At 58.7% G+C, this 24,216-nt stretch carries 22 protein-coding genes; 4 read left to right on the top strand and 18 right to left on the bottom strand.

Annotated features, from left to right (window positions below; translation table 11 throughout):
* Positions 1-369: 369 nt before the first annotated feature.
* The 14 genes from NBM05_RS13290 to NBM05_RS13225 all read right to left on the bottom strand — a co-directional run bounded on the left by NBM05_RS13290 (position 370) and on the right by NBM05_RS13225 (position 13,769).
* Positions 370-1,122, bottom strand: a complete 753-nt coding sequence (locus NBM05_RS13290) for an aspartate/glutamate racemase family protein (RefSeq protein WP_254168396.1) — start codon at positions 1,120-1,122, stop codon at positions 370-372.
* A gap of 63 nt (positions 1,123-1,185) precedes the next feature.
* Entirely contained in the window at positions 1,186-2,163 is a 978-nt protein-coding gene (locus NBM05_RS13285) for a cytochrome b/b6 domain-containing protein (RefSeq protein ID WP_254168394.1), read from the bottom strand.
* A 417-nt stretch (positions 2,164-2,580) separates the two neighbouring features.
* On the bottom strand, positions 2,581-3,561 hold the full coding sequence (locus NBM05_RS13280) for an electron transfer flavoprotein subunit alpha/FixB family protein (protein WP_254168391.1): 981 nt from the start codon (positions 3,559-3,561) through the stop codon (positions 2,581-2,583).
* A 40-nt stretch (positions 3,562-3,601) separates the two neighbouring features.
* A complete protein-coding gene (locus tag NBM05_RS13275) occupies positions 3,602-4,372 on the bottom strand; it encodes an electron transfer flavoprotein subunit beta/FixA family protein (RefSeq protein ID WP_254168389.1) in 771 nt (256 codons plus the stop codon).
* Positions 4,369-5,460: a tartrate dehydrogenase gene (locus tag NBM05_RS13270; RefSeq protein WP_309248172.1), complete on the bottom strand. Its 1,092-nt coding sequence runs from the start codon at positions 5,458-5,460 to the stop codon at positions 4,369-4,371. Before NBM05_RS13270 ends, NBM05_RS13275 begins: the two co-directional genes overlap by 4 nt.
* Positions 5,461-5,466: 6 nt before the next feature.
* Positions 5,467-5,901, bottom strand: a complete 435-nt coding sequence (locus NBM05_RS13265; RefSeq protein WP_254168387.1) for an acyl-CoA thioesterase — start codon at positions 5,899-5,901, stop codon at positions 5,467-5,469.
* 24 nt (positions 5,902-5,925) lie between these two features.
* Positions 5,926-6,819 carry a nitrilase-related carbon-nitrogen hydrolase gene (locus tag NBM05_RS13260; protein WP_309248171.1) on the bottom strand — a complete coding sequence of 298 codons (894 nt, stop codon included), beginning with the start codon at positions 6,817-6,819 and terminating at the stop codon, positions 5,926-5,928.
* Positions 6,813-8,348, bottom strand: a complete 1,536-nt coding sequence (locus NBM05_RS13255; RefSeq protein WP_254168383.1) for a class I adenylate-forming enzyme family protein — start codon at positions 8,346-8,348, stop codon at positions 6,813-6,815. The genes NBM05_RS13260 and NBM05_RS13255 overlap by 7 nt, the downstream gene beginning before the upstream one ends.
* Before the next feature lie 89 nt (positions 8,349-8,437).
* Positions 8,438-9,289 carry a substrate-binding periplasmic protein gene (locus tag NBM05_RS13250; protein WP_254168382.1) on the bottom strand — a complete coding sequence of 284 codons (852 nt, stop codon included), beginning with the start codon at positions 9,287-9,289 and terminating at the stop codon, positions 8,438-8,440.
* Between the two features lie 49 nt (positions 9,290-9,338).
* Positions 9,339-9,977 carry an amino acid ABC transporter permease gene (locus NBM05_RS13245; RefSeq protein ID WP_254168380.1) on the bottom strand — a complete coding sequence of 213 codons (639 nt, stop codon included), beginning with the start codon at positions 9,975-9,977 and terminating at the stop codon, positions 9,339-9,341.
* The gene (locus tag NBM05_RS13240; protein WP_254168378.1) at positions 9,974-10,663 is read right to left on the bottom strand and encodes an amino acid ABC transporter permease; all 690 of its coding nucleotides are present in this window, start codon (positions 10,661-10,663) and stop codon (positions 9,974-9,976) included. Before NBM05_RS13240 ends, NBM05_RS13245 begins: the two co-directional genes overlap by 4 nt.
* The gene (locus tag NBM05_RS13235; protein WP_302184009.1) at positions 10,663-11,439 is read right to left on the bottom strand and encodes an amino acid ABC transporter ATP-binding protein; all 777 of its coding nucleotides are present in this window, start codon (positions 11,437-11,439) and stop codon (positions 10,663-10,665) included. Before NBM05_RS13235 ends, NBM05_RS13240 begins: the two co-directional genes overlap by 1 nt.
* A gap of 192 nt (positions 11,440-11,631) precedes the next feature.
* A complete protein-coding gene (locus tag NBM05_RS13230; protein ID WP_254168374.1) occupies positions 11,632-12,849 on the bottom strand; it encodes an NAD(P)/FAD-dependent oxidoreductase in 1,218 nt (405 codons plus the stop codon).
* Between the two features lie 86 nt (positions 12,850-12,935).
* Positions 12,936-13,769: a citryl-CoA lyase gene (locus tag NBM05_RS13225; RefSeq protein WP_254168372.1), complete on the bottom strand. Its 834-nt coding sequence runs from the start codon at positions 13,767-13,769 to the stop codon at positions 12,936-12,938.
* A gap of 179 nt (positions 13,770-13,948) precedes the next feature.
* On the opposite strand from NBM05_RS13225, the gene NBM05_RS13220 reads away from it, so the two are divergent.
* Positions 13,949-15,640: a PucR family transcriptional regulator gene (locus NBM05_RS13220; RefSeq protein ID WP_254168369.1), complete on the top strand. Its 1,692-nt coding sequence runs from the start codon at positions 13,949-13,951 to the stop codon at positions 15,638-15,640.
* A gap of 118 nt (positions 15,641-15,758) precedes the next feature.
* A complete protein-coding gene (locus NBM05_RS13215) occupies positions 15,759-16,238 on the top strand; it encodes a MaoC/PaaZ C-terminal domain-containing protein (RefSeq protein WP_254168367.1) in 480 nt (159 codons plus the stop codon).
* 107 nt (positions 16,239-16,345) lie between these two features.
* Here the strand turns inward: NBM05_RS13215 and NBM05_RS13210 are convergent, their stop codons facing one another.
* Genes NBM05_RS13210 through NBM05_RS13195 form a run of 4 tightly spaced genes read right to left on the bottom strand, consistent with a single transcriptional unit; the run spans position 16,346 to position 21,425 of the window.
* Positions 16,346-17,515, bottom strand: coding sequence for an acyl-CoA dehydrogenase family protein (locus tag NBM05_RS13210; RefSeq protein WP_254168365.1), 1,170 nt, complete (start codon positions 17,513-17,515; stop codon positions 16,346-16,348).
* A 35-nt stretch (positions 17,516-17,550) separates the two neighbouring features.
* Positions 17,551-18,399 carry a polysaccharide deacetylase family protein gene (locus NBM05_RS13205; protein WP_254168355.1) on the bottom strand — a complete coding sequence of 283 codons (849 nt, stop codon included), beginning with the start codon at positions 18,397-18,399 and terminating at the stop codon, positions 17,551-17,553.
* 36 nt (positions 18,400-18,435) lie between these two features.
* Entirely contained in the window at positions 18,436-19,215 is a 780-nt protein-coding gene (locus tag NBM05_RS13200) for an SDR family NAD(P)-dependent oxidoreductase (protein WP_254168352.1), read from the bottom strand.
* A gap of 50 nt (positions 19,216-19,265) precedes the next feature.
* Positions 19,266-21,425, bottom strand: a complete 2,160-nt coding sequence (locus NBM05_RS13195; protein ID WP_254168349.1) for an oxidoreductase — start codon at positions 21,423-21,425, stop codon at positions 19,266-19,268.
* 513 nt (positions 21,426-21,938) lie between these two features.
* Here NBM05_RS13195 and NBM05_RS13190 point away from each other — a divergent pair.
* Positions 21,939-22,121 carry a fumarylacetoacetate hydrolase family protein gene (locus NBM05_RS13190; protein WP_254168347.1) on the top strand — a complete coding sequence of 61 codons (183 nt, stop codon included), beginning with the start codon at positions 21,939-21,941 and terminating at the stop codon, positions 22,119-22,121.
* A gap of 334 nt (positions 22,122-22,455) precedes the next feature.
* Positions 22,456-23,001, top strand: coding sequence for a Fic family protein (locus NBM05_RS13185; RefSeq protein ID WP_254168345.1), 546 nt, complete (start codon positions 22,456-22,458; stop codon positions 22,999-23,001).
* Positions 23,002-24,216: the final 1,215 nt, after the last annotated feature.

Here is a 24,216-nt window from a genome sequence, read left to right as displayed (position 1 = left end):
AGACCGGCACCGAGCTGGCGACGCCGCCCGGGACGACCTTGGCGCGGCGCTCGGCGAGCTCCTGCGAGCGGGGGCCGGGGAACTGCCCGGTCAGGCGGATCTCCTGGGGGAGGCGGTAGGTGATCTCGGTCATGGGGTGCTTCTTTCTGACGTGGATGTATGGTAGACGTGGGCGACCCGAGCCACCGACGCGGGACCATGGCGGTCAAGACTGAGCCCCGGCATACGGGAACAATCAGCTGCGAGCTCCCACCAATCTGTGAAGACTTCCCCACGGTGATGCCATCATTCGAGGTCTCAGATCGCTTAAGGTTGAAGAGCGCGATCAGCTCAGCACCGTTCTTGGCATAGGTAACACCAGAGATACGATCATCGTGAAGGCGAAGCTGCGTGATGGCCGTACGTTCGGGGTTTGATAGCCGAATATGCCCAGAAGATCAGCGAGTTCACGTCATAGACGGGGAGGCTGGTCGCCTGAGCGACAGCAGCGGCATATGGCGGCAAATCGGTGCACTCAAGGAGAATCGAACCGATATCCGGGTTCCGCTCCTGCATGTCTAGGGCCTCGGCGACAACATCCGACTCGACCGCATCGAAGTCAAGGATCCCACTCTCTTCGTGTACAGCTGATCTGAAGGCAGGTCGATTCTCGAGCCCGTGCACGACGCAGTCAATCGGCAGGTTTCCGGTCGCGATCCCCATATGATTCTCGCTCAGGGAATCCCCCGAGAATGTGACGATCCCGATCTTTCGAGCCGGCGAGATGGTCTGCGCGATCAAGGGAATCTGCAGGAGACTGGAGGAGAACACGGGCACGGGTAGGGCTTCGGAGAGTTCTCGCTGGAAGAGCACCATGAAGCCGCAGCTCCCAACCACCGCCTTGACGCCGCGAGATACCAACCGCTGCCCCGCCTCGATGAAACGATCCAGGAGTTCATCGAAGCGCGGAACGTAGATGAGGGAATCGTAGTTCGCTTCATTGATGCACTCGTAGGTGACGGGGAACGGAAAGGTCTCCGCGTTGTTGGGTGATCCCGGTGGGTATGGAACCCTGGCGTCCATCATGATGACTCCCACCGAGACACCCGAGGGATGGTTCCCGCTGTCAGTCGTGTAAATCATCGTTGGTTCCTCATATTCTGTGCCCGCGGCACGTTCTGTCCAGCAGCCTTAGCCCCAGACGAATTACTTGGTGAGCGTCCCCGTCTTCGCCGCAAGCGGCCTCATGAAAAGTGGCTGAGTCAGGAACCAGGCCGCGACGAGAACCACCAGCGACCCGGCGAAGATCACGAGCCCCCACCAGTCCCCCGCATCGCGAGAGGCGTACATGTGGTTGAGGTTTCGGAGGGCTCCGGTGAAGAAGACCAAGAAAACGTGGACGACGATGAACCCTACGAAATACAGCATCACAGGGAAGTGCAACGCCCGCGCGACCTCCACGGGATAGAGCTTCGAAAGCCTAGCGTTCTGATCTGGCCACCAGGTGGAAAGACGGATTCCAGACGCGACTGCCAGGGGTGCCGCGATAAACACCGTGACGAAGTACGAGAGCACTTGCAAGGCGTTGTAATAGACCCATCCGTTCTCGGTGGGCCAGTCGAGAGAAAGGTACTGCACCATGGCCGATACGGCATTGGGAAAGATGTCCCAACTCGTCGGAACGATTCGCATCCATTGCGAAGTTGTGAACAGCAGGACGATGAATACTGTACCGTTGAGGATCCAGAGCGCATCCAGACACTGGTGAAGCCACTGAGTGAGGCTGACCTTCTTCGGCGTAGCCCCCTTCGGTGCGAAGAAGGACCGCTCCTTCGGCTTCCAATAGGCGGGGGCTTTCTTCTCGAGACGGATCTGCAGACCGGTTCGTACGATGAGGACCATGAAGAACATATTGAGGAAGTGCTGCCACCCCAGCCACGCCGGCAGACCCACAGGGGCATTCTGAGGCAACGCGCTGTGACCCGGGTGGTCAACGAGAAACTGCTGCACCTCGGGGAAGGTACGCAGCCACCGTACGACGATCACCACCGCAACGGCGACGACGAGCAGCACGCCAAGCCACAGCAGCCTGCGAGACCAGGGGCCCCGAGCAGATTTCTTGGCCGGGGTGTGCTCGTCATTTCTACCCGCTGCTTCGCCGGGCGCCCGCGCCTCGGCCTGCATCTTCTGCGAATCTCCACTCTCGGTGGACGTCGGGGGGGCCGCACCCATACGTGTCCGCGAGGAGGGGGGTGCTTCCGTCCGTCCCTCCCTTCCGGAATCCAATCGCGTTGCTGGCGAAGCGCCCATCCGAGTCCGCGCCGGTGCAACAGTGTACCCGCCAGCACCCATACGCTGAGGTGAACCCGGTGTCTCCTCTACCCGATCAGTTGGCGTCTCCTGTCCCATGCGGGTCTTCCAGCCCACCGAGACCGAATCCGGCTTAGCCCCTCCCAATTGCGAGCCGTCGGAGGCTCGGGAGAGCCGAGCTGATGCCTGTTCCCGATCCGGAATGGCTCCAGCCTCGATGTCCTGCGCACGCCCCATGCGCTGCTTACGGGGGGTCTCGTCGGGCATTCCTACTCCTCCTTGTCCTAATGGCTATGCAGTGCGGCGGGTCTTGATACCTTCGACTAGCTGCGGGACTACCTGCTTCAGGTCCCCTACGATCCCGAAGTCGGAGACCTCGAAGATGGGAGCGTCCGGATCCTTGTTGATCGCCACGATCGTCTTGGCCGTCTGCATCCCGGCGCGGTGCTGGATCGCGCCCGAGATCCCGAGTGCGATATAGAGCTGCGGGGTAACGGATACACCGGTCTGACCGACCTGATAGGACTGCGGGACATAGCCGGCGTCGACGGCTGCTCGGGAAGCGCCGATGCCGGCGCCCAACGCATCAGCCAGCTGTTCGACAACGGAGAAATCCTCCTTCGAACCGACGCCCCGCCCGCCGGAAACCACGATGTTGGCCTCCCCCAGGCTAGGCCGATCCGAAGTCACCGTGATCGGCGTCGCAGAATCCACCCGAGCGCTTCGAGTCTTGGAGTGCTCGACCTGCAGCTCGACGACGTCGGGGTCGGAAACCGCTGGCCCGGGACCTTCGACGGATCCCAGTCGGAGGGTCACGATCAGCGGGCCACCATCGACCGTGCACTCGGTGATGTAGTCCCCACCAAAGATAGCGTTCTGGGCGATGACCTCCTCGCCCTCGGCGTCGTATCGCACGCCCGTGGCATCGACAGCGACTGACCCACCCAGACGTACTGCAAGCCGTCCGGCAACAGTCCGGGAGTCACTTGTGCTGGGGAGGATGACCGCGCTGGGAGCCAGAGCAGACTGTGCTGCGGCGAGGGCATCGACAGCCTCCACGTCAAGGGTGAGTCCCTCACCCTCTGCCACGTAGACGGTCGATGCGCCAAGCGCACCAAGATCTGCGACAAGCGCTGAAGAATCGACACCAGACCGGGCGATCACGACTGCGCTCGGAGTACCGACCGCTGCCGCAGCAGCCAGAACGCCGCCGGCGTTCGCCTTGATCTGTCCCTCACGCGTGGTCTCGATGAAAGCGAGTACGTTTACCACTTCGGTTCTCCGTTCGAATTGATGGTGGTTAGCAAGTAGTTCAGAGGAGCTTTTTCTCGGCGAGATAGTCGATGAGCTGGGTAGCCGCCGAGCCGTCATCGATAATTTTCGGGCCGGCTTCGCGACGCGGCCGCTCCGTAGCGGAGACCATGACCCATGCAGCCTGACGGGGTTCCGTCTCTTCAAGATCCGCCAAGGACCATACATCGAACGGCTTCTTCTTCGCCTTCATGATCCCCTTGAAATTGGCAAACCTGACCTCAGCGGACCACTCTGTGACGGATACCACTGCAGGAAACTCGGCGCTAAGGCTCAGCTGCTCACCGTCGACAGGCGCTTCACCGGCAACACCCTCGGCATTGATCTCCAGCTTGTCCAAAGCGGGAAGGACGGGCCAACCGAGATATTCGGCGACCATCCCCGGCACCACGCCGCCACGGCCATCGGTGGACTGGTTCCCAGAGATCACCAGGTCCGGTCCGAGTTTCTTCACTGCGGCGGCGATCACCTGGCTAGTGCGGGCGGCGTCGGCATTAGCCAGATTGGGATCGGTGACCACGACTGCCGAGTCCGCTCCTAGCGCCAGAAGCTTGCGGATCGAGGCCTCTGCGGCGTCGTGACCCACTGAGAGCACGACGATCTCGACCTCGTTGCCGCCTTCACGGTATCGGAGGGCATGGACGACTGACCGCTCGTTGATCTCATCGAGCGTCAGTTCAGAAGCCGATCGATCGAGCAGGCCCGTCATTGGGTCAAGCCTTCGGGTGCCTTCGGTGTCGGGGACTTCCTTGGCAAGCACGACAATCTTCATGCTGGCCTCCTCTCGCTGATTGTGAATTCAGAGCCTTTGTTGAGCTGTTCCAGCACCGCGTCGGAGAATTCCCGTGTGCCGAGAGTTCCTCCCAGGTCCCGTGTTGTGTGACCTGCCGCGATGACTCGTTCGAAAGCATCGGTCAGCTCACGCGCTGCGTCGCCCCGACCAAGATGGTCAAGCATCATCGCACCAGCCCACATCTGTCCGACAGGGTTGGCAACACCTAGACCGGCAATGTCCGGAGCGGACCCATGTACCGGTTCGAAGAGCGAAGGGAACTCCCGCTCCGGGTTGAGGTTCGCTGAGGGCGCGATACCAATCGAGCCGGCCACTGCCGACAGCAGGTCGGAAAGTATATCCCCGAAGAGATTCGAGGCAACTATCACGTCAAGACTATCCGGGCGCAAGACGCCGCGAGCAGCCAGTGCATCGATCAACACCGACTCAACCTCGATCTTGGGATACTCCTCGGCCACGTCGTTGACGACCTCATCCCAAAACGGCATCGAGTGAATGATGCCATTCGACTTGGTCGCCGAGATGAGCCTCCCGCCTCGTCGCACTGCAAGCTCAAAGGCAAACCGAGCTGCACGTTCGACGCCGCGGCGTGTGAAAATCGCCTCCTGGATTGCGAGCTCATCAGGTCTTCCCCGATAGACACGACCACCAATCTCCGAATATTCCCCTTCGACATTCTCTCGCACGACCATAATGTCGATAGAGTCGGCTTCACTCGCTCGCGCACTCAACCCGTTGAGGAGCCTGGTCGGTCGCAGATTGATGTACTGCATGAACTCTCGGCGGATAGGGATGAGGAGGCCCCACAGGGTGACATCGTCGGGAATGCCTGGAGAGCCCACGGCACCGAGGAAGACGCCGTCACCATCGGCCATTTGCTCGATCCCATCGGAGGGCATCATCGCCCCGTCACGCAGATAGCGTTCAGAATTCCAGTCACGCTCACGCCAAGTAACATCGAAACCATGCCGCGCGGCCAGCAGATCGATGCACTCCATAGCTGGTGGCATCACCTCAAGACCGATGCCGTCTCCTGCGATGACGTCAATTAGGTACTTATCAGCCACGTTCAGTCAGCCTTCCTCTCCACTAGCGGAACCTGCCCGCGCAATTGACTCATGCAATGCTCCATGCGGCATGGTCTTCTTCATCTCCGTCACGATCTTCTCAGGAAGAGGGACCGCGAATCCGACCTTCACGTCCACGTTCGTGTAGACGATGTCCAGCTGCGCCACTCGCACCCCGTCGCGGCTCATCTTGGTCGTCAGCCGAAAGCTACTCCTCCCCACCTTGGTGCAGGCCGTTTCCACCGTGATGGCGTCGTCAAACACCACTGAGTCGTAGAAGTTTGCCTCAGCGTGTACCACGGATGGATCCAGGCCGGCTGCATTCAGCTGTAGATACGTCCAGCCAAGTGACCTGAAGAACTCCGTGAGGGCAACGTCGGCGATCTCGAAGTATCGCCCGTTGAAGAGAAACCCCTGCTGATCAACCTCGTGGTACCGCACCCTATGCTCCATTTGACTCATCCTCTAGCCCTCCCCGCGGAGAGAGGCATACAGATCGGGCCGCTGCAATTTGAGCCCTGGCGCCTCCGGGGTCTCACGGGACGCCATCAGCAGATCCCAATCGAGGTCCGCATAGACGATGAGCTCGCCCTTTCCATCGCCAGCAGCCAACATACCGTCGTTGAGCCCGAACGTACGGTCGACGGGCGTGGTGATCAGGGCCTGACCCACCGCGTACATCGGTGCATCGAGGGGAAGGCCACTGGAGCCGATGAGGGGAGACATCGCGACAAAGCACTGGTTCTCAATGGCACGAGCTTCACACCCTGTGCGAACCCGATGCACCCCCCGCCGGTTCCAAGTGAGGGAGGGGCACAGAATGAGGTCTACTCCCTGAGCTACGAGGTAGCGGGACAGCTCCGGGAACTGGATGTCGGCGCAGATCAACACACCCGCGGTGAAAGGACCGATACGAGTGACCAGAATCTTATCTCCGCCCGCGGTCCCCATCTCGTGCTCCTGAGGAGTCAAATGCATCTTATCCTGGGCCTCGATCCGGCCATCCGGATGCGCCAAATAGGCGGTGTTGCGCAAACTGCCGTCAGCGGCTATCCGGTTATGGCTGCCGCCGAGCACGAAGACACCGCGTTCCCGGGCGATATCTGCAAGACCGCCAGAGATCCGATCAGCCAGTGGAGCTAGAAAGTTCCAGTAGTCCTGCGCGACATCGGCGCCGGTGACCTCGTGGTCGGTGATCCCTCCGAGGAGACCGGTGCTGGCGAATTCCGGAAAGACGACCAGTTCTGCACCGTTTTCAACTGCCTCGCCGACGAGATCGTCGACGTGAGTAAGGAATGCCTCCACGCTCGGCTCCTTGCGGAGCTCGAACTGAACGCATGCAACACGAAGATTCAACACGTGATTTCTCCTTTTTCGAGCATGGACTTTACCGCAGCGCGGCTGACCTTGTGGGTAGTGCTGTTCTGAGGCAGGTGCGAGACACGAGCGAATGCGGTGGGCACCTTGAATCCGGACAATTGAGAGGCGGCGAAAGTCTTCAGGTCTTCAGAAGTGGCGCTTGCACCGGGAGCCGGCTGGATCACGGAGACGACTTCCTCTCCATACATCGGATCAGGACGACCAACCACCGCCACATCGAGAACATCCGGATGACGACGCAAGACAGCCTCGATCTCTGCTGGCGAGATATTGCTCCCCCCGCGGATGATCATGTCCGAAAGGCGACCCACAACATATACGTATCCATCGACATCTCTTCTGACCAGATCCTTGGTCTTGTACCAGCCGTCATCCGTCATCGAAACAGCCGTGAGCTCCGGATCGTTCCAGTAGCCGAGCATCAGACCCGGTCCGTTGGTGAGGGCCTCTCCAGTCTCACCGTCTTTCACTTCGGAGCCGTGTTCATCCACTATTCGCAGATTCGAACGAGGGACCAGGCGCCCTGCGGCACCGGGCCGTGGCTCCGGATCCCTCCGCGGATCGTAGGTGATGAGTGGGAATAGCTCAGACGCACAATAGGTGTCGTGCACGGGGATGCCGGTAAGCTGGCGCAACTGCTCGAAGGCCTGTTCGTTCCGCGGTTCGCCCCCCGATACGATAAGACGCAGAGACGAGAGATCCCAACGCCGCTCATCTCCTGATACGAACCGAGTGAACTTGGTCAAGACCGTTGTGACCGCGGGGAAAAAAGTCACGCGATGGGCCTGGATCGCTTCGGCGAGCATCTCCGGCTTCGAACGACGAAGCGCAACGACCACACCTCCCCCGAGAAGAGTAGACATGGCAGATGTATTTAGACCATACAGCCATGCCATGGGCAGGCACACGACCGTGACGTCGTCCACTCCCAGGCCCCACACATCAGCATAGGTACGAGCGCCGTTATACAGCGACCGCGCCGATAGCATGATCGCCTTCGGCCTGGACGTTGTACCTGACGAATAGCAAATCATGTGAAGAGCATCGCTCAGGCCCGTAGGTCCATTGGACGCCTCAGCGGCAATCGGCGGGGGCCGGAAGTCACCGTCAATCGATGCAGTGGCCACTCCATCGGGGGCTGCACCGGCCACCAACTCACGTGTCCCGTCGTCACCGAGGGCCAGAACGGGGTCTGCGTCCGCAAGCGTCGCGCGAAGATCGGCGGCAGACGTTGACGGATAGATCGTCACCAGCACACCGTCCGCAAGCCAAATGGCAAATGCAGTAAGGATGTAGTTGACCGAGTTGTCAGCCACCAGAGCGACGCGGTCCCCATGCCGCAGACCGACCTCGCGCAGCGTTGCCGAGCGGCGCTCGACCTCGCGCACGAGATCGCCATAGGTGAGCCGTTGTGATGCATCCACCAAGGCGGGTTCGTCGCTGCGACGGCCGGCAACATCCAGGAACTCCCGGAAATAGGACCATTGCGAGTCACCGAATCGTCTCATGGATCTTGCTCCTCCTCAGATGCAGACTTGAATTCTCGAAATGCTGGGCGGCATCGACTAGACGCCACCTGCCATTAGGATGGTCGGTGCTATTCATACTTCGAAACGTCCACGATGACAGGGTCAACTCCATACTTCTGTACAATTTCTGCGAAACGGCCCGATTCGTGAGCATTCGCGATCGCCTTGTTCAGAGCATCTGTCAGCGCGTCGTTGCCCTTACTATGTGGGTAGTTCGGAAGCATTGGGTTCACGGATGATTGGATTGCAGGATCCGGTGTCATGATGTTCGATTCAATACCCGAGAAGCGGTCATTCGTCTTAGCGAGATAGGGGGCGTCGATGCTGCCGAGGACAGCGTAGTCGATACGGCCTTCTGCGAGGTCTGAGAGCGCGGCGTCGGTTGACTGAAATTCGTTGACATCTCCTGCCACCGTCTTGAGATCGTCCACCCAGGTATATCCGCTGACCGTTCCTACCTTCTTGCCGCGAAGTTGGTTGACGTCCGCGGTCGGACTGCCTTTCGACAGGATGGTGGGCAGCTCCACGTAGGTAGGGGCTGAAAGGTTCACGATCTTTCCTCTCTCGGGGGTCGCGTAGAAACCTCCAGCGGCGATATCAGTACGACCAGACGCAACGGATTGAATAACAGCGGCCGAAGGACTGATAGACCATTCCGGTTCCAAACAGGAGTCGGCTGCGAACTCATTCAGAAAGTCCGCGTCTATACCCTCTTGGCCATCACCAGACTTCCCGAAGTACGGCATCCCATCGAACGTCGACATGGAAAGCTTTCCAGAGATCACAGTATCGAAATCTCCGTATTTAGGCACGCAATCGGCTGTCACGGTGGAAGCACCCCCGGAACAGCTAGCCAGCATTGGCAGCGCAAGAATCGAAACCGATATCCCTGAGAAGGCCAGGCGGCGTCTATTCTTCATGGGAATCTCCTCTAATGATCATTGAAATATTCGCAGGGATCGAACGAATTTACCTGGATCGTTTACGTTCAAGGACGGAGGTGAGCTGAGATCCGGGAATTGAGATAATCGCATAGAGCAACCCGGCGATGATGAAAAGAGTCAGGTACTGGAAATTGGCGTTGGCTACGGAATACGCCGCACTCATCAACTCCGGCACCGCGATCGCGAATGCGATGGACGTGGTCTGGAAGTACACAATGATCCAACTCAAGAACGGAGGTGTGATGATGCGTACCGACTGCGGGATGGTCACGAAACGGGTCACATTTCCGCGCCCCAGGCCCAGTGCAGCCGCCGCCTCAGTCTGCCCTCTCGGCACTGCATCAAGACCCGACTTGACCGTTTCACTAACGTAACCTGCGTAGTTGATACCCAAACCAATGGCCGCCGCGGTGAAGCTCGACAGTGAGAGGTTGACTGATGGAAGACCGAAGTACACCAAGTAGAGCAGGATTAGTGATGGAATGCCACGCGCAATCTCGATAAAAGCAATCGCGATCCAACGAATGCCCGAGAATCGACTCCGTTGAGCCACTGCGAGTAGAAAAGCCAGCGGAGTCCCGATCGCCACAAGCGCGAGGAGCAACAAGAAGCTCATTCCAAGCCCGCGCAGCAGGGTCGGAAGATATGACATGACGTCGTTCATCGGATCATCACCGCTTCTGTTACGGTAGCAGGTTCTGGCGTTCTCTTCCTCCGACCGGTGAGTCGTACCCCCAGCCAACGGCCAAAGATGCCGATGGGCACGCTCAGAATCAAATACATCGCCGACGCAACGATGAACACCAGCAGTCCATCACTCGACGAACGATTCTCCACAAGCGAGAGGGCAGATATGTCCTGCACGCCGACTATGGAGACGATCGCACTATCCTTGAGCAACCCAATAAGATAGGCGATGGCCAATGGCAACATAGTTCTCACTGCCTGCGGAATGAGAATTTTTACGTATATGTAGAATCGGCTGACTCCGAGCGCCTCCCCCGCCTCGACCTGTCCATTGGGAACAGCTCGGAAGCCGGACCGATAGATCTCGGTGAGATAAGCCCCACCCACCAAACCAAAGACAAGGATCCCGGATTGGATCGGGGGTAGGATGACGCCGAATGAAGGAAGCCCGAAGAAGACGATAAATAGCCAGGGAAGAGGCGGGATGCCCCTTAGAAGCTCAACATAAGCTGTCCCGATACCACGAACGAAGGCATACCGAGATCTGCGGGCCGCGGTGACTGGAACTGCGATGAGCGCGCCGAGGAAGAAAGCTGCGAAAGAAACGAGTAAGGTGTACTTAACACCCTGAAGCAGCGTGGTAAAGATATCGAAGATAACCATTACCGCTCCAGGACCGCTTTGAGAAACCGTTGCGTGCGGGAATGCTGCGGCTTACGCAGCACCTCCTTAGGGTTCCCCTGTTCGACAATTGCACCATCGGCAATGAAAGCGACGCGATCCGCAACATCCTCGGCAAAGCTCATCTCATGGGTAACCACGATCATCGTCATCCCCTCACTTGCCATCTCCTTCATGACTCCAAGCACTTCGGCGCCTAGCTCCGGATCCAATGCCGACGTCGGCTCGTCGAAGAGCAGCACCATCGGATCTAATGCCAGTGCCCTGGCGATCGCGATACGCTGCTGCTGACCACCCGAACATTCACCGGGGTAATGATTGGCACGGTGCTCAAGCCCGACTCGGTCAAGCAGCGCCAAAGCCCGCCCTCGGGCATCTTTTTTAGTGCGCCCCAATGCCTGAACCTGCGCGAGCATGATGTTCTCGACGGCAGTCAGGTTTGGGAACAGATTGAACTGCTGGAAGACCATCCCTACGCGACGGCGCAGCTGCGTCAGCTCTTTGGACTTCGGATGCCCTCCTTTGCCCTCTCGGACGGAGATTCCGTCGATTTTGACGGTTCCCGAAGTAGGCGCTTGGAGGTGATTGATACACCTTAGAAAGGTGCTCTTACCCGATCCACTAGGTCCGATGATAGCGACCACTTCGCCACGATCAACCCGCATGGAGATGCCCTTCACAGCGGGCTTTCCGTTGAACTCGACCCAAATATCTTCTGCTTCAAGAAATGGGCTTGCATTCTGTACCGTACCTGGCATTCTTACCACCGCCTCTGTCTAGAATTCCAGGCTGTTATATAGAGACTATTGGGGTGTGGCTGATCTGGCTTTGGTGATTTTGACGATCACGAGAGAAGATTTGGTGAGAATAACAAATTGAGCGACCTGTGGGACCTCCCGCCCGTCAGCTCCACTTGCCTCGCAATCAAGTTGCGCGCTGTTGTCAGGTATTCAGCGCACTGAACCGTCTCGCCCTGGCCTCAGTTCGTCAGAGAACTTGTTTGGTTCGGCAGATATTGCATCCGCCATGATCTGACCCCCAATCGGGCCACTGGACACTCCGTAGGAATGCCCAACGTTCAGATAGACCCCATCGGCCCGCCCGATGATCGGGAGCTGGTCCTCAGCCCAGCTGCTCACGCCCGCCCAGAGACCGGTGATGCCAATACTCGCGAACCGTGAAAAGCGATCTAGCGTCATAGACACCATGGCATTCGTCGCGGCGAGTCCAATATGTGGATTGAGCGCTCCGTATGAGTCGATACTGGAACCGACGAAGAGGGAACCGGCACCGTTCTGAGTGATAGTGTCGTCATAGCGGATACGTCTTCCCTCATCAGGCTGCGATTGGCTCCCATCATGATGTTCAAAGAGTCGAGCCTCATAATTGGAGAGAGAAGTCAAGGCCGTGCATCGAAGGACCCCACGTGGGCCTCGCATGATCGGGCTGGGGGTCGGCTCAAGGGGCTGCGTAACAAGTTGCCCCTGACGTGCCGTAGTCACGGGCACCTCTATGCCCTCTGCCTCCAGATTCACCGCCCATGCACCTGTTGCCCAAACCAGTCCAGAGGCGTGGATCTCCCCTCGGACCGTACGAACGCCGATCACTGAATCGCCATCGCGAATTGTAGACAGCACAGACGTGTTCTCATACATACGCACACCCATGCGCACGCAGGCATCTGATACGGCCTTGACGAAGCGTGGAGAATCCACCTGCGCATCATCGGCGCAGTAGACCGCGCCGATGGCCGTGTCGGGCAGCAGAGGCGACATCTCCTTCGCGGCGTTGAGATCCATGATCTCGGCTTCAAGGCCCGCCGCCCGACGGTCTCTGACATAGCTCTCAAGCAGCCGCCCCTGGCCTTCGGTTTCGAAGAAGAACAACCCCCCATTCTGCCGAAAATCGAAGGTGTTCCCCAGCTCATCAACGTATTGGGAGTACTTATCGCGACCGGCAAGAGCCAGGTCGAGCTCTGTGCCGGCGCTGCAGGTCTGTATCCACAATGCACCGGCGTTGCGTCCCGAGGCGCCGTACGCCGGGAACCGCTGCTCAACGATAATGACGTCGAACCCGCGTTTTCTGAGTTCATATGCAGTGGTGACTCCGGAGATCCCCGCGCCGACGATGACGATGTCGGCTTTGTCAAGAACCGTGCGCACTCGCATTCGACAGTCTCCTCACTCCGAGAATCGGACAGCTTCGTAATGGACGCATACGTTCGATGAGAACGCTACCAGCAGCTCGAGCCGCCTTATGGGCAGTCCCACCCGGCGTCCTTGAGGTCCGCCACTACGTCCCGCCGAGAGATGCTCGTGTATGTATCCTTCGGGGGAATGACGCGCACGGGCTTGCGTGCGTTCAGCTCCTCTGAGATGTGCGCAGTCACTCCCGGGAGAGTACCGATAATTGCCATGGCGGTGGACTCCTCAGGGGAAAGGCCGATGGCAATAGAGATAGCCGCGAGAATCCCGACATCATTAATCGGAAAGTGGGACCTCTTCGGATTCTTGATGAACTCCGCATGGATTGCCTCGTAGAGTCGTGCTGGCTCTCCCCATAGACCGGCTTCCTGGGCGATCTTCTTAAGCTTGGCTCCGCGGGGGTCCACGCCCTTGAAAACTGGGTGCCCGAAACCAGGGATGCGCAACCGCGTTCGATCTGCATCCTCCACAACGCTGCGGGCAAACGCTTCGAGGTCTCCGCTTCCTGCTTCAATAAACTCGCGGTGGCGTTCCTGGATGAAACGCGCAGCGTTCTCTGGCGCAAGACTGAAGTCACCGGCGGCGAGAGCTGCAGTTGCGAGCCCCGCCTGCATATTGGGGTTACTGGATACGACATAACGAGCAGCGGCGGTGCCTGGCTTCTGAAGACCGTAGTCCAGGACCCCCGTGAGCAGGGCATCGAAAACCTTGGTCTCTGCCGGTGTTGGCAGACGACTCCTGATGAGCAGGAAAGCCATCGCCCCAAACGGAAGGCCGATGAGATCCTCTAGATCGTACCCCCGTATGGATACGTTCTCAGGCTCAACCTCGCTGACTCCCGTACGCCAGTACAGATCCTCAGAGACATCCTCGTTCTCGGCCACTCCGGCCCCTCCCATCATCGGCAACAGGTTGCAGACTCAACGGTAAGACGCGTTCCGCTGGTGAATCTTCGTCATATACCCGATAATATTCCTGTAGATTCGTAATCTGCACAAGCCCTCACGATCGCTTCAGTTGCGAGGATGGAAGTCGCGGCATTCGACAGGAGGAGGTTATGTCCGTGGAGCTGAACGACTCCCCCGTGAAGTTCACCGACCTCCTGCCGGTCTTCGGCCCCGGCGTTCGGTTGATCCACGATGGACGGCCATGCTTCGACCCTGAGATTCTGACAAGTCGGCAATGGAACCCCAACGAACCTTTTCCCGAGAGTTCGTGTCTGTTGATTCTCGACCATGGAGCGGAGGCATCAAGCGCTCTTCGCGACTCTCTCTCCGATATGGCCCCGCATGCATGGGTACTCATCAACTGGCCTGAAGATGATGTTGAACCCCTGACCCGACTCGGTGAGTCAGGTCATCTAGTTGCCATCGCTCCGGCTGGCACTGATGCAGTCGACATCATTGTCCATGTGGATCGCGCGACCCGACCCGCTTCAGAATCGGAATTGCGCCGCCTCACTTCTATGCAACGCCGATTCAGCCAGTCGTTGACTACCGAAACTCCGATTCAGTCGATTCTCGACCGCCTTCACAAGACCACTCAGGCCGTTGCCGTCATCGTGAACCTTCACGGACGAGCCCTGGAGAATACCGGAACCGTACCGTTGAGCTTGATCTTTGAACAGATTCGTCAAACCACTGCCCCCTCGCAGATGATTGCCATCGATGGGTGGCACGGACTGGCGGTACGCCTGCATGCTGGAGACGATTCCATGCAACCCACTGGATGGCTTGTGAATGCCACCCGACGCACTGATTTCCCAAGTGCCGATTCGTTAGCCGCCGCGCACATCGCAGCCACGCTCATCGAGACCTCGTTACGCATGACCTCCCAGGCTCGAAGCCAAGAAACCGCCATTCGCACCTCACTTTTCGAACAGGCCCTGTCCTTCAGGCCGGAACTAGAATCACCGGAGCTCGCGAGCAAGTTCGCCGCCGCAGATATATCTCTTTCCCATCCTCTGCGCGTACTTGTGGCCACCCCAGTAAATCTTAGAGCTCATGGCAGCAGCAGAGACACCATTCGCGAACTTCATGCAGATCTGATCGAGAGCTTATCAGAATTCGATATCCCATTTTTCTCAACATTTCGGGATGAAGGAATTGCATTTCTTATCCAAGCCGAAGGAGATAGCATCCGGCGTTTCCTCCGGATCCCTCAGGAGGACGCGGAGAGGGCGCTATATGGCATCGGGCGCAATGTAAATAATATCGGCGAGGTAGCTGCGTCCTACGCAGATGCATGGCTGGCGATCCGCGCCTTGCGGTCTCAGGCCCGGCCGAAATCGCAGATGGCCATTGAACAGTTCGATTTCGCAACTCGACTCTTCGCGAGTATCGGGATTGAAAAGATGACCGAGCTCGCTCAGGATTTCTTGAGCCCATTAATCGAACGAGAGCCGGTGCTGCTGGGGTTGCGCCGGTACTTCGAGCACAAGCAGAACACCAAAGCCGCTGCTGCATCCCTGGGAATCCATCACAATTCCCTAAGGTACCGGCTTTCGAAGGTCGAGGAAATTCTACAGCTGGATCTCAATGAACCTACCGCGATCGCCTCACTCCACCTTGCACTGACCGCGTTAGATCTTGGCGTCTCAGAAGAGGCTCCTGGTCGCTCTCGACGCCGGGGGGATCATCAGAATACGACAGGTCGGCGGGCCCCCGAACGGCGATCCAGCTTTCCGGGGCCACGACCTGACGAACCTTTCGGAGTTTCATTCCATCCCAGCTCTACAGGCGATTACCCTAGTTAATCTTCGTGCAGATTACAGCAATTTCTAATGTTTTTGGTCTTCTATACGATGCGACTGCTACGCCTCTCGGCCGAAAATATAGATGTATTGAATAGACGAAAGAAAGCAGGTCAGCATAATGGCTGCCAATACCGAAACCTCAACTGCCCACGGCACGGGACTATTCCTTGATGATTTCTACGTGGGTCAGAACTGGGTAACCCCTCGACGGACGATCACGGACGGTGAGGTTACGGCCTTCGCAGGAATCTCCGGCGACTTCAACCCTCTGCACATCGACGAGGAGTACGCCAAGACGACCCAGTTCGGCGGTCGCATCTTTCATGGCCCCGGGGTCTTCGCTATCGCCACCGGACTGGAGTCGACCCTGGGTATCAAATCCGAGACCGCTATCGCCTTCCTCGGCATGACCTGGAATATGGTCGGACCGGTTCTCATCGGTGACACGATCCGCGTCGACCAGACTGTAGCTGGGATCCGCCCCTCAAGTTCCAAGCCCGATCGAGGTGTCGTCACTTTCGATGTGAAGGTGCTCAACCAACGTGACGAGGTGTGTCAAGAAGGCCAGTGGCTCGTCATGTTTAAGCGAGACCTCTGATCTGATGCAATGACGCGATGGCGGCCAGTTTAACTGGCCGCCATCGCTTATTTCATACAGAGCCTCACAAAGGGTGTCGCCCCGCGAGGACTCGTAGAACGAACGGTCTAGGTCTCCTTGAGCGCCTCACGGGCCACGATCGTCCGAAGCATCTCGTTGGTACCCTCGCCGATTGGCATGAGGAGCGAGTCTCGGAGGTATCGTTCAATCGGGAATTCTTTAATATATCCGTACCCACCGAGGATGCGCATCGCGTCATATACCACCTCGATACCCGCCTCGGAAGCGAAGACCTTCGCCATACTTGACTCGCTACTGGCCCTACCATTCGCTTCCGTATTGAGCGCGGCATTGATGTACAGGAGTCGCGAAGTCTCCACCTTGGTAGCCATGTCAGCGATCTTCATCTGGATGGCCTGGTGATTGGCGATAGACTTTCCGAAAGCCTCTCGCTGCTTGGCGTAATCTACAGCATGTGTGAGAGCTGCTCGGGCCATGCCTGTGGACGCAGCCGCCATATAGATACGGCCTCGATCGAGCGCACTCATCATCTGGTAGAAGCCCTTACCCTCTTCACCGCCCAGAAGGTTGGTGGCCGGTACAACGGCGTCCTCGAAGATGACCTCGCACAATTCGAGTCCTCGGTGCCCGAGCTTCTGGTAGTCGCTGCCGTAGCTGACACCGGGGGTATTCTGTTCGATCAGCATTAGGCTAATTCCACCTCGATGGGCCGGCACGACGGATGGGTCCGTCTTAGCCAGAGTAACCAACGGATCGGCATGCCGAGCATGGGTGATGAAGATCTTAGTGCCATTGAGGATGTAATTATCCCCGTCCCTACGTGCAGTGAGCTTGATATTCTTCAAATCGCTGCCTGCGGAAGGTTCAGTGAGGGCGATGCCGCTCATGCGCTTCCCTGCCGCCATCTCAGGCAGAAACCGTTGCTTCTGCTCGTCGGTGCCGAAGGCATTGATAAGATAACCGCCCGAACTCGTGGTATACACAAGGCTGGCCAGACCCATCCAGCCGCGAGCTAGTTCTTCGAAGATGATCCCATAACCGACGTAGTCGATGTTAGACCCGCCATACTCCTCCTCGATGGTGATACCGAACATACCGAGCTCCGCCAGCTCAGGAATCAGGTCATCCGGATACTGGTCCTTTGCCTCGCGTTCGCTAGCAGTGGGCATGACTCGCTCTTCAACGAACTGCTTAACGGCATCGCGCAACGCGAGATGGTCCTCGGTGAGACCCGCTGTGATATGAGTGGAGGGCACGATCGCTCCTTGTGGTAGATGGTAACGTTACTAAGTCAGTCTTCTGATTCAGTCCAGGCGTCCGCGGCCTCCGAAAGGGTCGGAAACCAGACTCCCTCATGCTCGATCACATATTCAATGAACCTCTCGAGCATCAGCAAGTTATAAGATCGCCCTATGGTCTGGGGATGGAGTGTCCACGTCATCATGCCGCCGGGGCAGCGATCATATGCGAAGTCAAAAGCGTCTTTCCAGCGCTTCAGCAGAACTTCGTTCGACTGCTGAGTGGCATTTCCCTTGATGAGTTCAAGCTCCGGGAAGTCGTCCAGCCCCCATGAGACCGGGAACTCCAAGAGCTTCGCCGGAGCGCTGAAGGAGCTCCCTCGTTCAAGATCGATTGAGGTAACAGACCTCGGATGATAAGGATAGAAATCATGTCCCATCAGCGACGAATCCCACTCGAGTCCGAATTCATCGAGGAGGGCAAGCGTGTGATCAGTATGGTCGAGGGCGGGGGAACGGTACCCGCGAGGACGGAGTCCCAGGAGCCGCTCATGCAGCGTCAGTTGTAACTCCATGAGGCGTCTTTCCTCATCAAGCTCAAGCTTCGGTACGTACTCGTGGTAGACCCCGTGCGCGGCGACTTCGTGACCATGTCCGAGCACCGCTGACACTGCTCCAGGAAATGTCTGAATGGTGTGAGTCGGGACGCACCAGGTCGTCTTTATCCCATAACGCTCAAACGTGTCGAGAAGCCTGGGGGCACCTACCTCAGCTCCAAATTCTCCACGTGACAGCGAGGACTGCGATGACGTACGGAAGGTTCCGATCCATACGCTCTGCGCGTCGAAGTCCGGGCTCAATGACACGGCGAGGCGTTTTCCGTCCGGCAATCTCAGCGGCATGCGATCAGCTCCTTCTCTTTCTCATCTGCTTTACGGTCACGCCGCGATCCATCCGCCGTCCACGTGCACGACGTCGCCGCTGATGTACCCTGCTCCTGAACTGGCGAGGAAGAAGACCGTCGCTGCCAGCTCCGCCGGATCGCCACCGCGCTGCAACGGAATCAGCTTTTTCATAAGATCGGCGTCAGTTCCAACGCCAACATTCGTATCGGGGACAAGGTCTCCGAGGATCTCTTCTGAAGTGGCACGGATGCCGGTCCGCACCACTCCCGGGGCAACAAGATTTGCGTTGATCCCGTACTGGCCGAGGTCGACGGCGAGCCGGCGTGTCATACCCTCCAGACCTGCTTTCGATGCGTCATAGGCCAGGCCATCGGGAAGTGCTCGGGTTCCCGCTATCGAACCAATGAGCACGATACTGCCCGACTTCTGTTCGATCATCTGAGATGCGACCGGCTTAATGACGTTGAAGGTTCCGGTCAAGTTGATGTCGATGACGCGATTCCAGAGTTCGCGGCTCGTATTCTCCACGCCTGCCACCCCGTCAAAGACGCCCGCACAACCGACGAACACGTCAATGGGTCCATGGGCAATGACCGAGGAGATTACTGCCCCGACTGCTTCGTAGTCGGTGACGTCGACCTGGTGTGTAGTCGAGGATCCCTCGGGGAGTTGACTGACGACCTCGTCAAGCCGATCCGTGGAGATGTCCAGCAAATGGACGTGGTCGCCATGATCCGTGAAAGTCGCAGCGACGGCTGCTCCGATTCCACTTCCAGCACCAGTGATGACCACGTGACGAGTTGCTTCTGACATGCTTCCTCTACCTCCGTGAGTGATGTGAACTTAAGTGCCTAAACAGTAATTCAGGACCTGACCGATAAAGCAGCAGCCTCGAAGGCCAATTCCTCGGATTCGGTCCCGATGATGCGACGTTCCCGTATGAACGGAAGTGGCAGGGCCGGATTCGAGTTGTCGATCTCCCGTGCTAGCCGATGCCCTGAAAAGATGGCCTCCGCGATGAGATGCGGTCTAACGCTGTCACCGATCCTGTAGACGGCGCTGATCTCGTTCTCCGCCCAGAGATCTCGGGTCCGACGCAAGCCCTTGTAGATACCGTCTTCGGGTACACGTGGACCGACGAGCACAATGCTGTCGAATTCCCGCACCTCTTCACCCAGCGGCGACGTAAGTCGCACACCTCCAGACGCGCTGGGACGGGCCATTGTCTGCGTCAGCATCTCGACATTCAGAGCGTATAGATCCCGCAACGTTGCACTCGACTCACGCGTATAGCGCAGGTACTCTCCTATGTGCTCGCCTCGGGTGACCAGAGTTACCTGGTGATCGTTCTTCGCCAAGAGCTCCGCGAGCCCCGGGCCCATAAAATAACCATCAGCGTCGACGACCAATACTCGGCGACCCACAAATGCATCATCGCGAAGGATCTGTTCTGGGGTAAGGACCTTGCCCGCACATACGGTATCGAAGCCAAAAGGCTCTCGGCTGTGGGGGTCGATGGCATTATGAGTATAGTACGACCCCGTCGCAGCGATGATGATCCCGGCGCCGTAGTCCAACGCCTCCTCAGCATTGAACTCGGCGTTGAGAATGACCTCGACGTTCTTCAACTTACTCAGCTGGTGCTCGCGGTACTCTATGAGGCGGCGCCATTCATGGCGCCCCGGCAACTTAGACACCCAATTGATGCTTCCGCCCAGGACGGACGCCGAGTCGACGAGGTGGACGTTGCGTAGGCCCCGTTTACCGAGGACCATCGCACACTCCATGCCGGCCGGTCCGGAGCCGATGACGAGCACATCATTCTCCTTATTGGCGGCCGGAATGAACAGCTCAGGGTTCCAACCACGCCGGAATTCCTCCCCGATGGTGGCGTTCTGGGTGCATTGGATACGTCCCATTCCAATATCGCGCGAGACGCAGATATTACAACCGATGCACTCACGAATATCCTCAATGGAGCCCGACCTGACCTTTTCAGGCAGAAAGGGGTCTGAGATAGCGGCCCGCGCCGCCCCGATGATATCGCACTGCCCTGAGTTGATAACGTCGACCATCGTGTCCGGGCTGTTGAACCGCCCGACATTCACCACAGGCTTCGCCGTGTGGGACTTAAGATGCGCCACATACTTTGCCTCGTGGTTCTCTGCCGCGGTGCGCGACGACTGAGCGTCCTGCGCCCAGTCAAATCCCCCGATGACAAGATCCCAATAGTCCACGAGATCGTCCATTGCCTCGATGAACTGAGGGGCCTCGCCGTCCTGGCGGATGCCCCGATCCCCGAGACCGAAAGGCGCATCGAGGGTGTCGACACCGAACCTCATGCCGACCGCTACATCATTGCCGACTGCTTCCCTCACAGCATGAAGCGTCTCACGAGTGAACCGGATACGGTTTTCGAAGCTACCGCCGTATTCATCAGTGCGAGTGTTGTAGTAGGGGATCAGGAAGTGCGCAAGGAGCGATGCGGCGTGACCACAATGCAACGTGATCAGATCGAATCCGGCCTCTTTGGCACGAAGAGCCGATTCAACATGCAGCTGCTTGAGTTCTTCAATGTCTTCGACTTCCAGCTCCACGAGGCTGCCAGCGTAAGGCACTGCCAACGCTGAGTCTCCGGGGACTGGATCAACGCCACGGGCCAGCAATCCTCTTCCTTCCGTCATGTATCCGATGGAGGAGTGGTATTCCAGTTCGATTCCGGCAAGTGCACCATGCTTCTGAATGGATTCGGCGACACATCGGAGGTTGCGGACGTCACCGTCGTCCCAGAGACGCGCCAACGGTGCCGGGGATTTGTCGACCTCCGGGGCGATCGATGTTGCTTCGGTGAAGACCACACCCCAACCCCCTTCGGCTTTGGTTTCGCGGTATTTCGCCTGAGAGCTGGGGTGGTCGCTGCCAAATCCGGAGGCATGGGGGGTTTGCCAGAATCGGTTCTTCGCCCACTTCGGTCCGAGCCGAATCGGCTCGAACAGAATCGAGTAGCGATCAGACAGGGGCATCGCCGTATCCTCCTCAGGAATCCGCTTAATCACCTTGCGTATGTTCGAACGCTACGCCGAAGACTTCGACCACGCCGCTGTAGGGCTTACATGTAGATCCTTATTTTTTTGTTAACTCTCCAGTTTCCACGGACACGGTGACTAGACATCACGGTGTTACCGGCATGGGCATGGGATCCCCCTCGCCGGCTTCCTGCTAGGACGACCGTTATCGATGGAGAACATCAGGTGCTCAGAGTTGGTCTACTACCTAGTGTGCGCCATCGTGGCCCTGCCCAGACCTTGCCCCCCCCCCCCCCCCCCCCCCGGGGGGGGGGTCGTCTGCTCGATACGCCAAGGCATGCGCTCGGCTTACGTGTCCGTAGATTAGGACGAACTCACTGACGAGCGCCGCCGATGGTTCATCGAGCACTCAGACACGCTGCGTGCGCTGCTGAGGTGCGAACCGCGGGGCACAGCTGGATGTCCGGGGCCATCTTGCATCCACCGCCCCGGCCCGACGCCGGCTGGGGCGTGCTGATCGAGAGGCTGTCCGGCGTCATCACGCTGTTCCCCGGGGATGTCATCCTGACCGGCACTCCTTCGGGTGCCGGCCAGGCGCGGCGTCCCCCGCGCTTCATCCGCCCGGGGGACGCCGTCGTCAGCACCATCGAAGGCATCGGGTCGATGAGGAACGAGTTCTTCCTCCGCCCCTGAACCCGACGCCTCCGCTCACCCCGCCGAGCGAATGGCAGACCACACGTCGCCCCCGGAGCCCTCCAGCAGGGTGAGGGTCCCGCGTCATACGCGCACTCCCTGGACCAGCGGTAGACGTCCTCGACGTTCGGCGCGAGCACGGTGAGCCCCGTCGGCGCCAGCTTCGTAGCACCGCGGTTCTCCCGCGTGCCTGCGCTGATGGAGGATCTTGCGATGTACGCCTCCAGAACGGACATCACCCCTCTCGTGCACGTGGCCACCGCCCGCGCGCAGTTCGAGACGATTCACCCTCACCGACGGCAACGGCAGGAGCGGACGGGCGCTGGCGCAGGCGATGCTTCGACGCAGCACGCTGACCACGAACGTCGCCGTCCCGGTCTCCGCGGGTTTGCTGACGGACGTCGCCGGCTACCACGCAGCGCTCACCAGCTACCGAAAAGGGGACGTGACGCCGATCGTCTCCCAGTTCGCGACGGCTTCGCTTCGTGCGATGCCCAACGGCCGACAGCTGCTGGAGGTCCTCGACGCCATCGACCAGGCATGGACTTCCGCCGCCAGGCCCAGAAGAGGGAGCGTCAAGGGGAAGATCCTGGCCTATGCCCTGGAGCGCCCTGCCTTCACCGCGGAGATGGCGGCAGCGGCGGCAGGCGTCTCGGTGACCAACGTGTATCGCTACCTCAAGGAGCTGCAGGAAACGGGCATTCTCGCCTTCAAAGCCGAACACCGGGGCCCGGCGGTATGGAGGGCGCCCGACGTCCTGTCCGCCGTCGACGCGCTCGCCGAACGGCGAACGGGCGGGGCGACGCAGCTCGTGATGACTCGAGAGAGCGTATCGAAGGCGGCGGCGACGTCGCCCGTTCCGTCTCCGCGCGTCAGATGACAGCGGGCAGGTCGGTCCTCCCCAGGTGGGAAGGGTCGACCGACGCTCCCCGCAGCCGAAGCGGCAACATGTTGCATACGACTCCACACCTCACCCCAGTGATCACAGCGTGGAATCGTTCTCCGCGCGTCTGCAGTCGATCTGAATCTGATGACGATCTCTCGCCCCCTCCCGATCTCTTCTCGCATCTTCGCGATCGAGCCGGGCCCTGGGGACCTACTCTGAGATGGCGCATCGATGCCGTCGCGCACTGCACAAACGGGACCCGCTTACTGGTCCAATACCCGCTAACGAGCGCCTGAATACCCGGCCGATCTGGACGAGAAATACACCGCTGCGCCGGCTCGCCAGCAGCCAATTCACCCGCTCGAAGTGTTCGAAAGCGGCGCCCACCACACCTGCACTACGGTAGATCTGCTGCTGTCATTTGGGACTGTGATGCCCGGGGTCACTCAAGCTCTTGACCCCACCGGACCGGTTCGCAGTCTGCCGCGGCGACCATATACTTGGCATGTTATATCTCTCAGAGCACGCCTCGACAACACTGTGGACACCCATCGGGACTATGAAGAATGACCTGGCATTGGACATCTGGGCCGAGAATGCGATTCCCTTCGCTGGACCAGTCACGCCTGCACACAGAATACCCACAGCCAGACCAACTGGCGCGACTGACCCATCAACACGGAGATTAACGACCAGTAGATCTCAATCTTAATCTACCCCCAACGTGGAACACGGCACACCAATGAACAAAATTCAGAACCCACTCGCTTCAGCCCTGAAAAGTTTTAGCTTTGGAAAGGTGGATTTAAGAATATAGACCTTAGATTGAATATCTAACAAAACCGGATCGACGCGCACAACCCTCGAGGGGATTTCACCGGGACAATTTTCGTCACCCTGCAGTGCAAGCGAGTCGCGTCGCTCATCTCAGTGGTCGCCGATGTACAGTGAGTCGCAAGATGCCGACCTCAACAAATGACAGTCATTCAATTAGTCAGCATCCATTTGAGTTCCGCAGCCTCGGATCCACTTCAAGAGGCTTAGTTGTTATTATTATCACATCCAGAAGGACGGTACATCGTTATGGCGATCAACGTCGATCAGCTGCTGGCCAAGGTCCCCACGGGACTGCTCATCGCCGGTGAATGGAGGGACGCCTCGGACGGCGGGACCTTCGACGTCGAGAACCCCGCCACCGGCGAGGTCATC

Source organism: Rothia santali (assembly GCF_024199905.1).
Taxonomy (GTDB): Bacteria; Actinomycetota; Actinomycetes; order Actinomycetales; family Micrococcaceae; genus Rothia; species Rothia santali.
The sequence above is the reverse complement of the archived record's forward strand: the minus strand, read 5'-3'. Positions and strand labels throughout refer to the sequence as shown.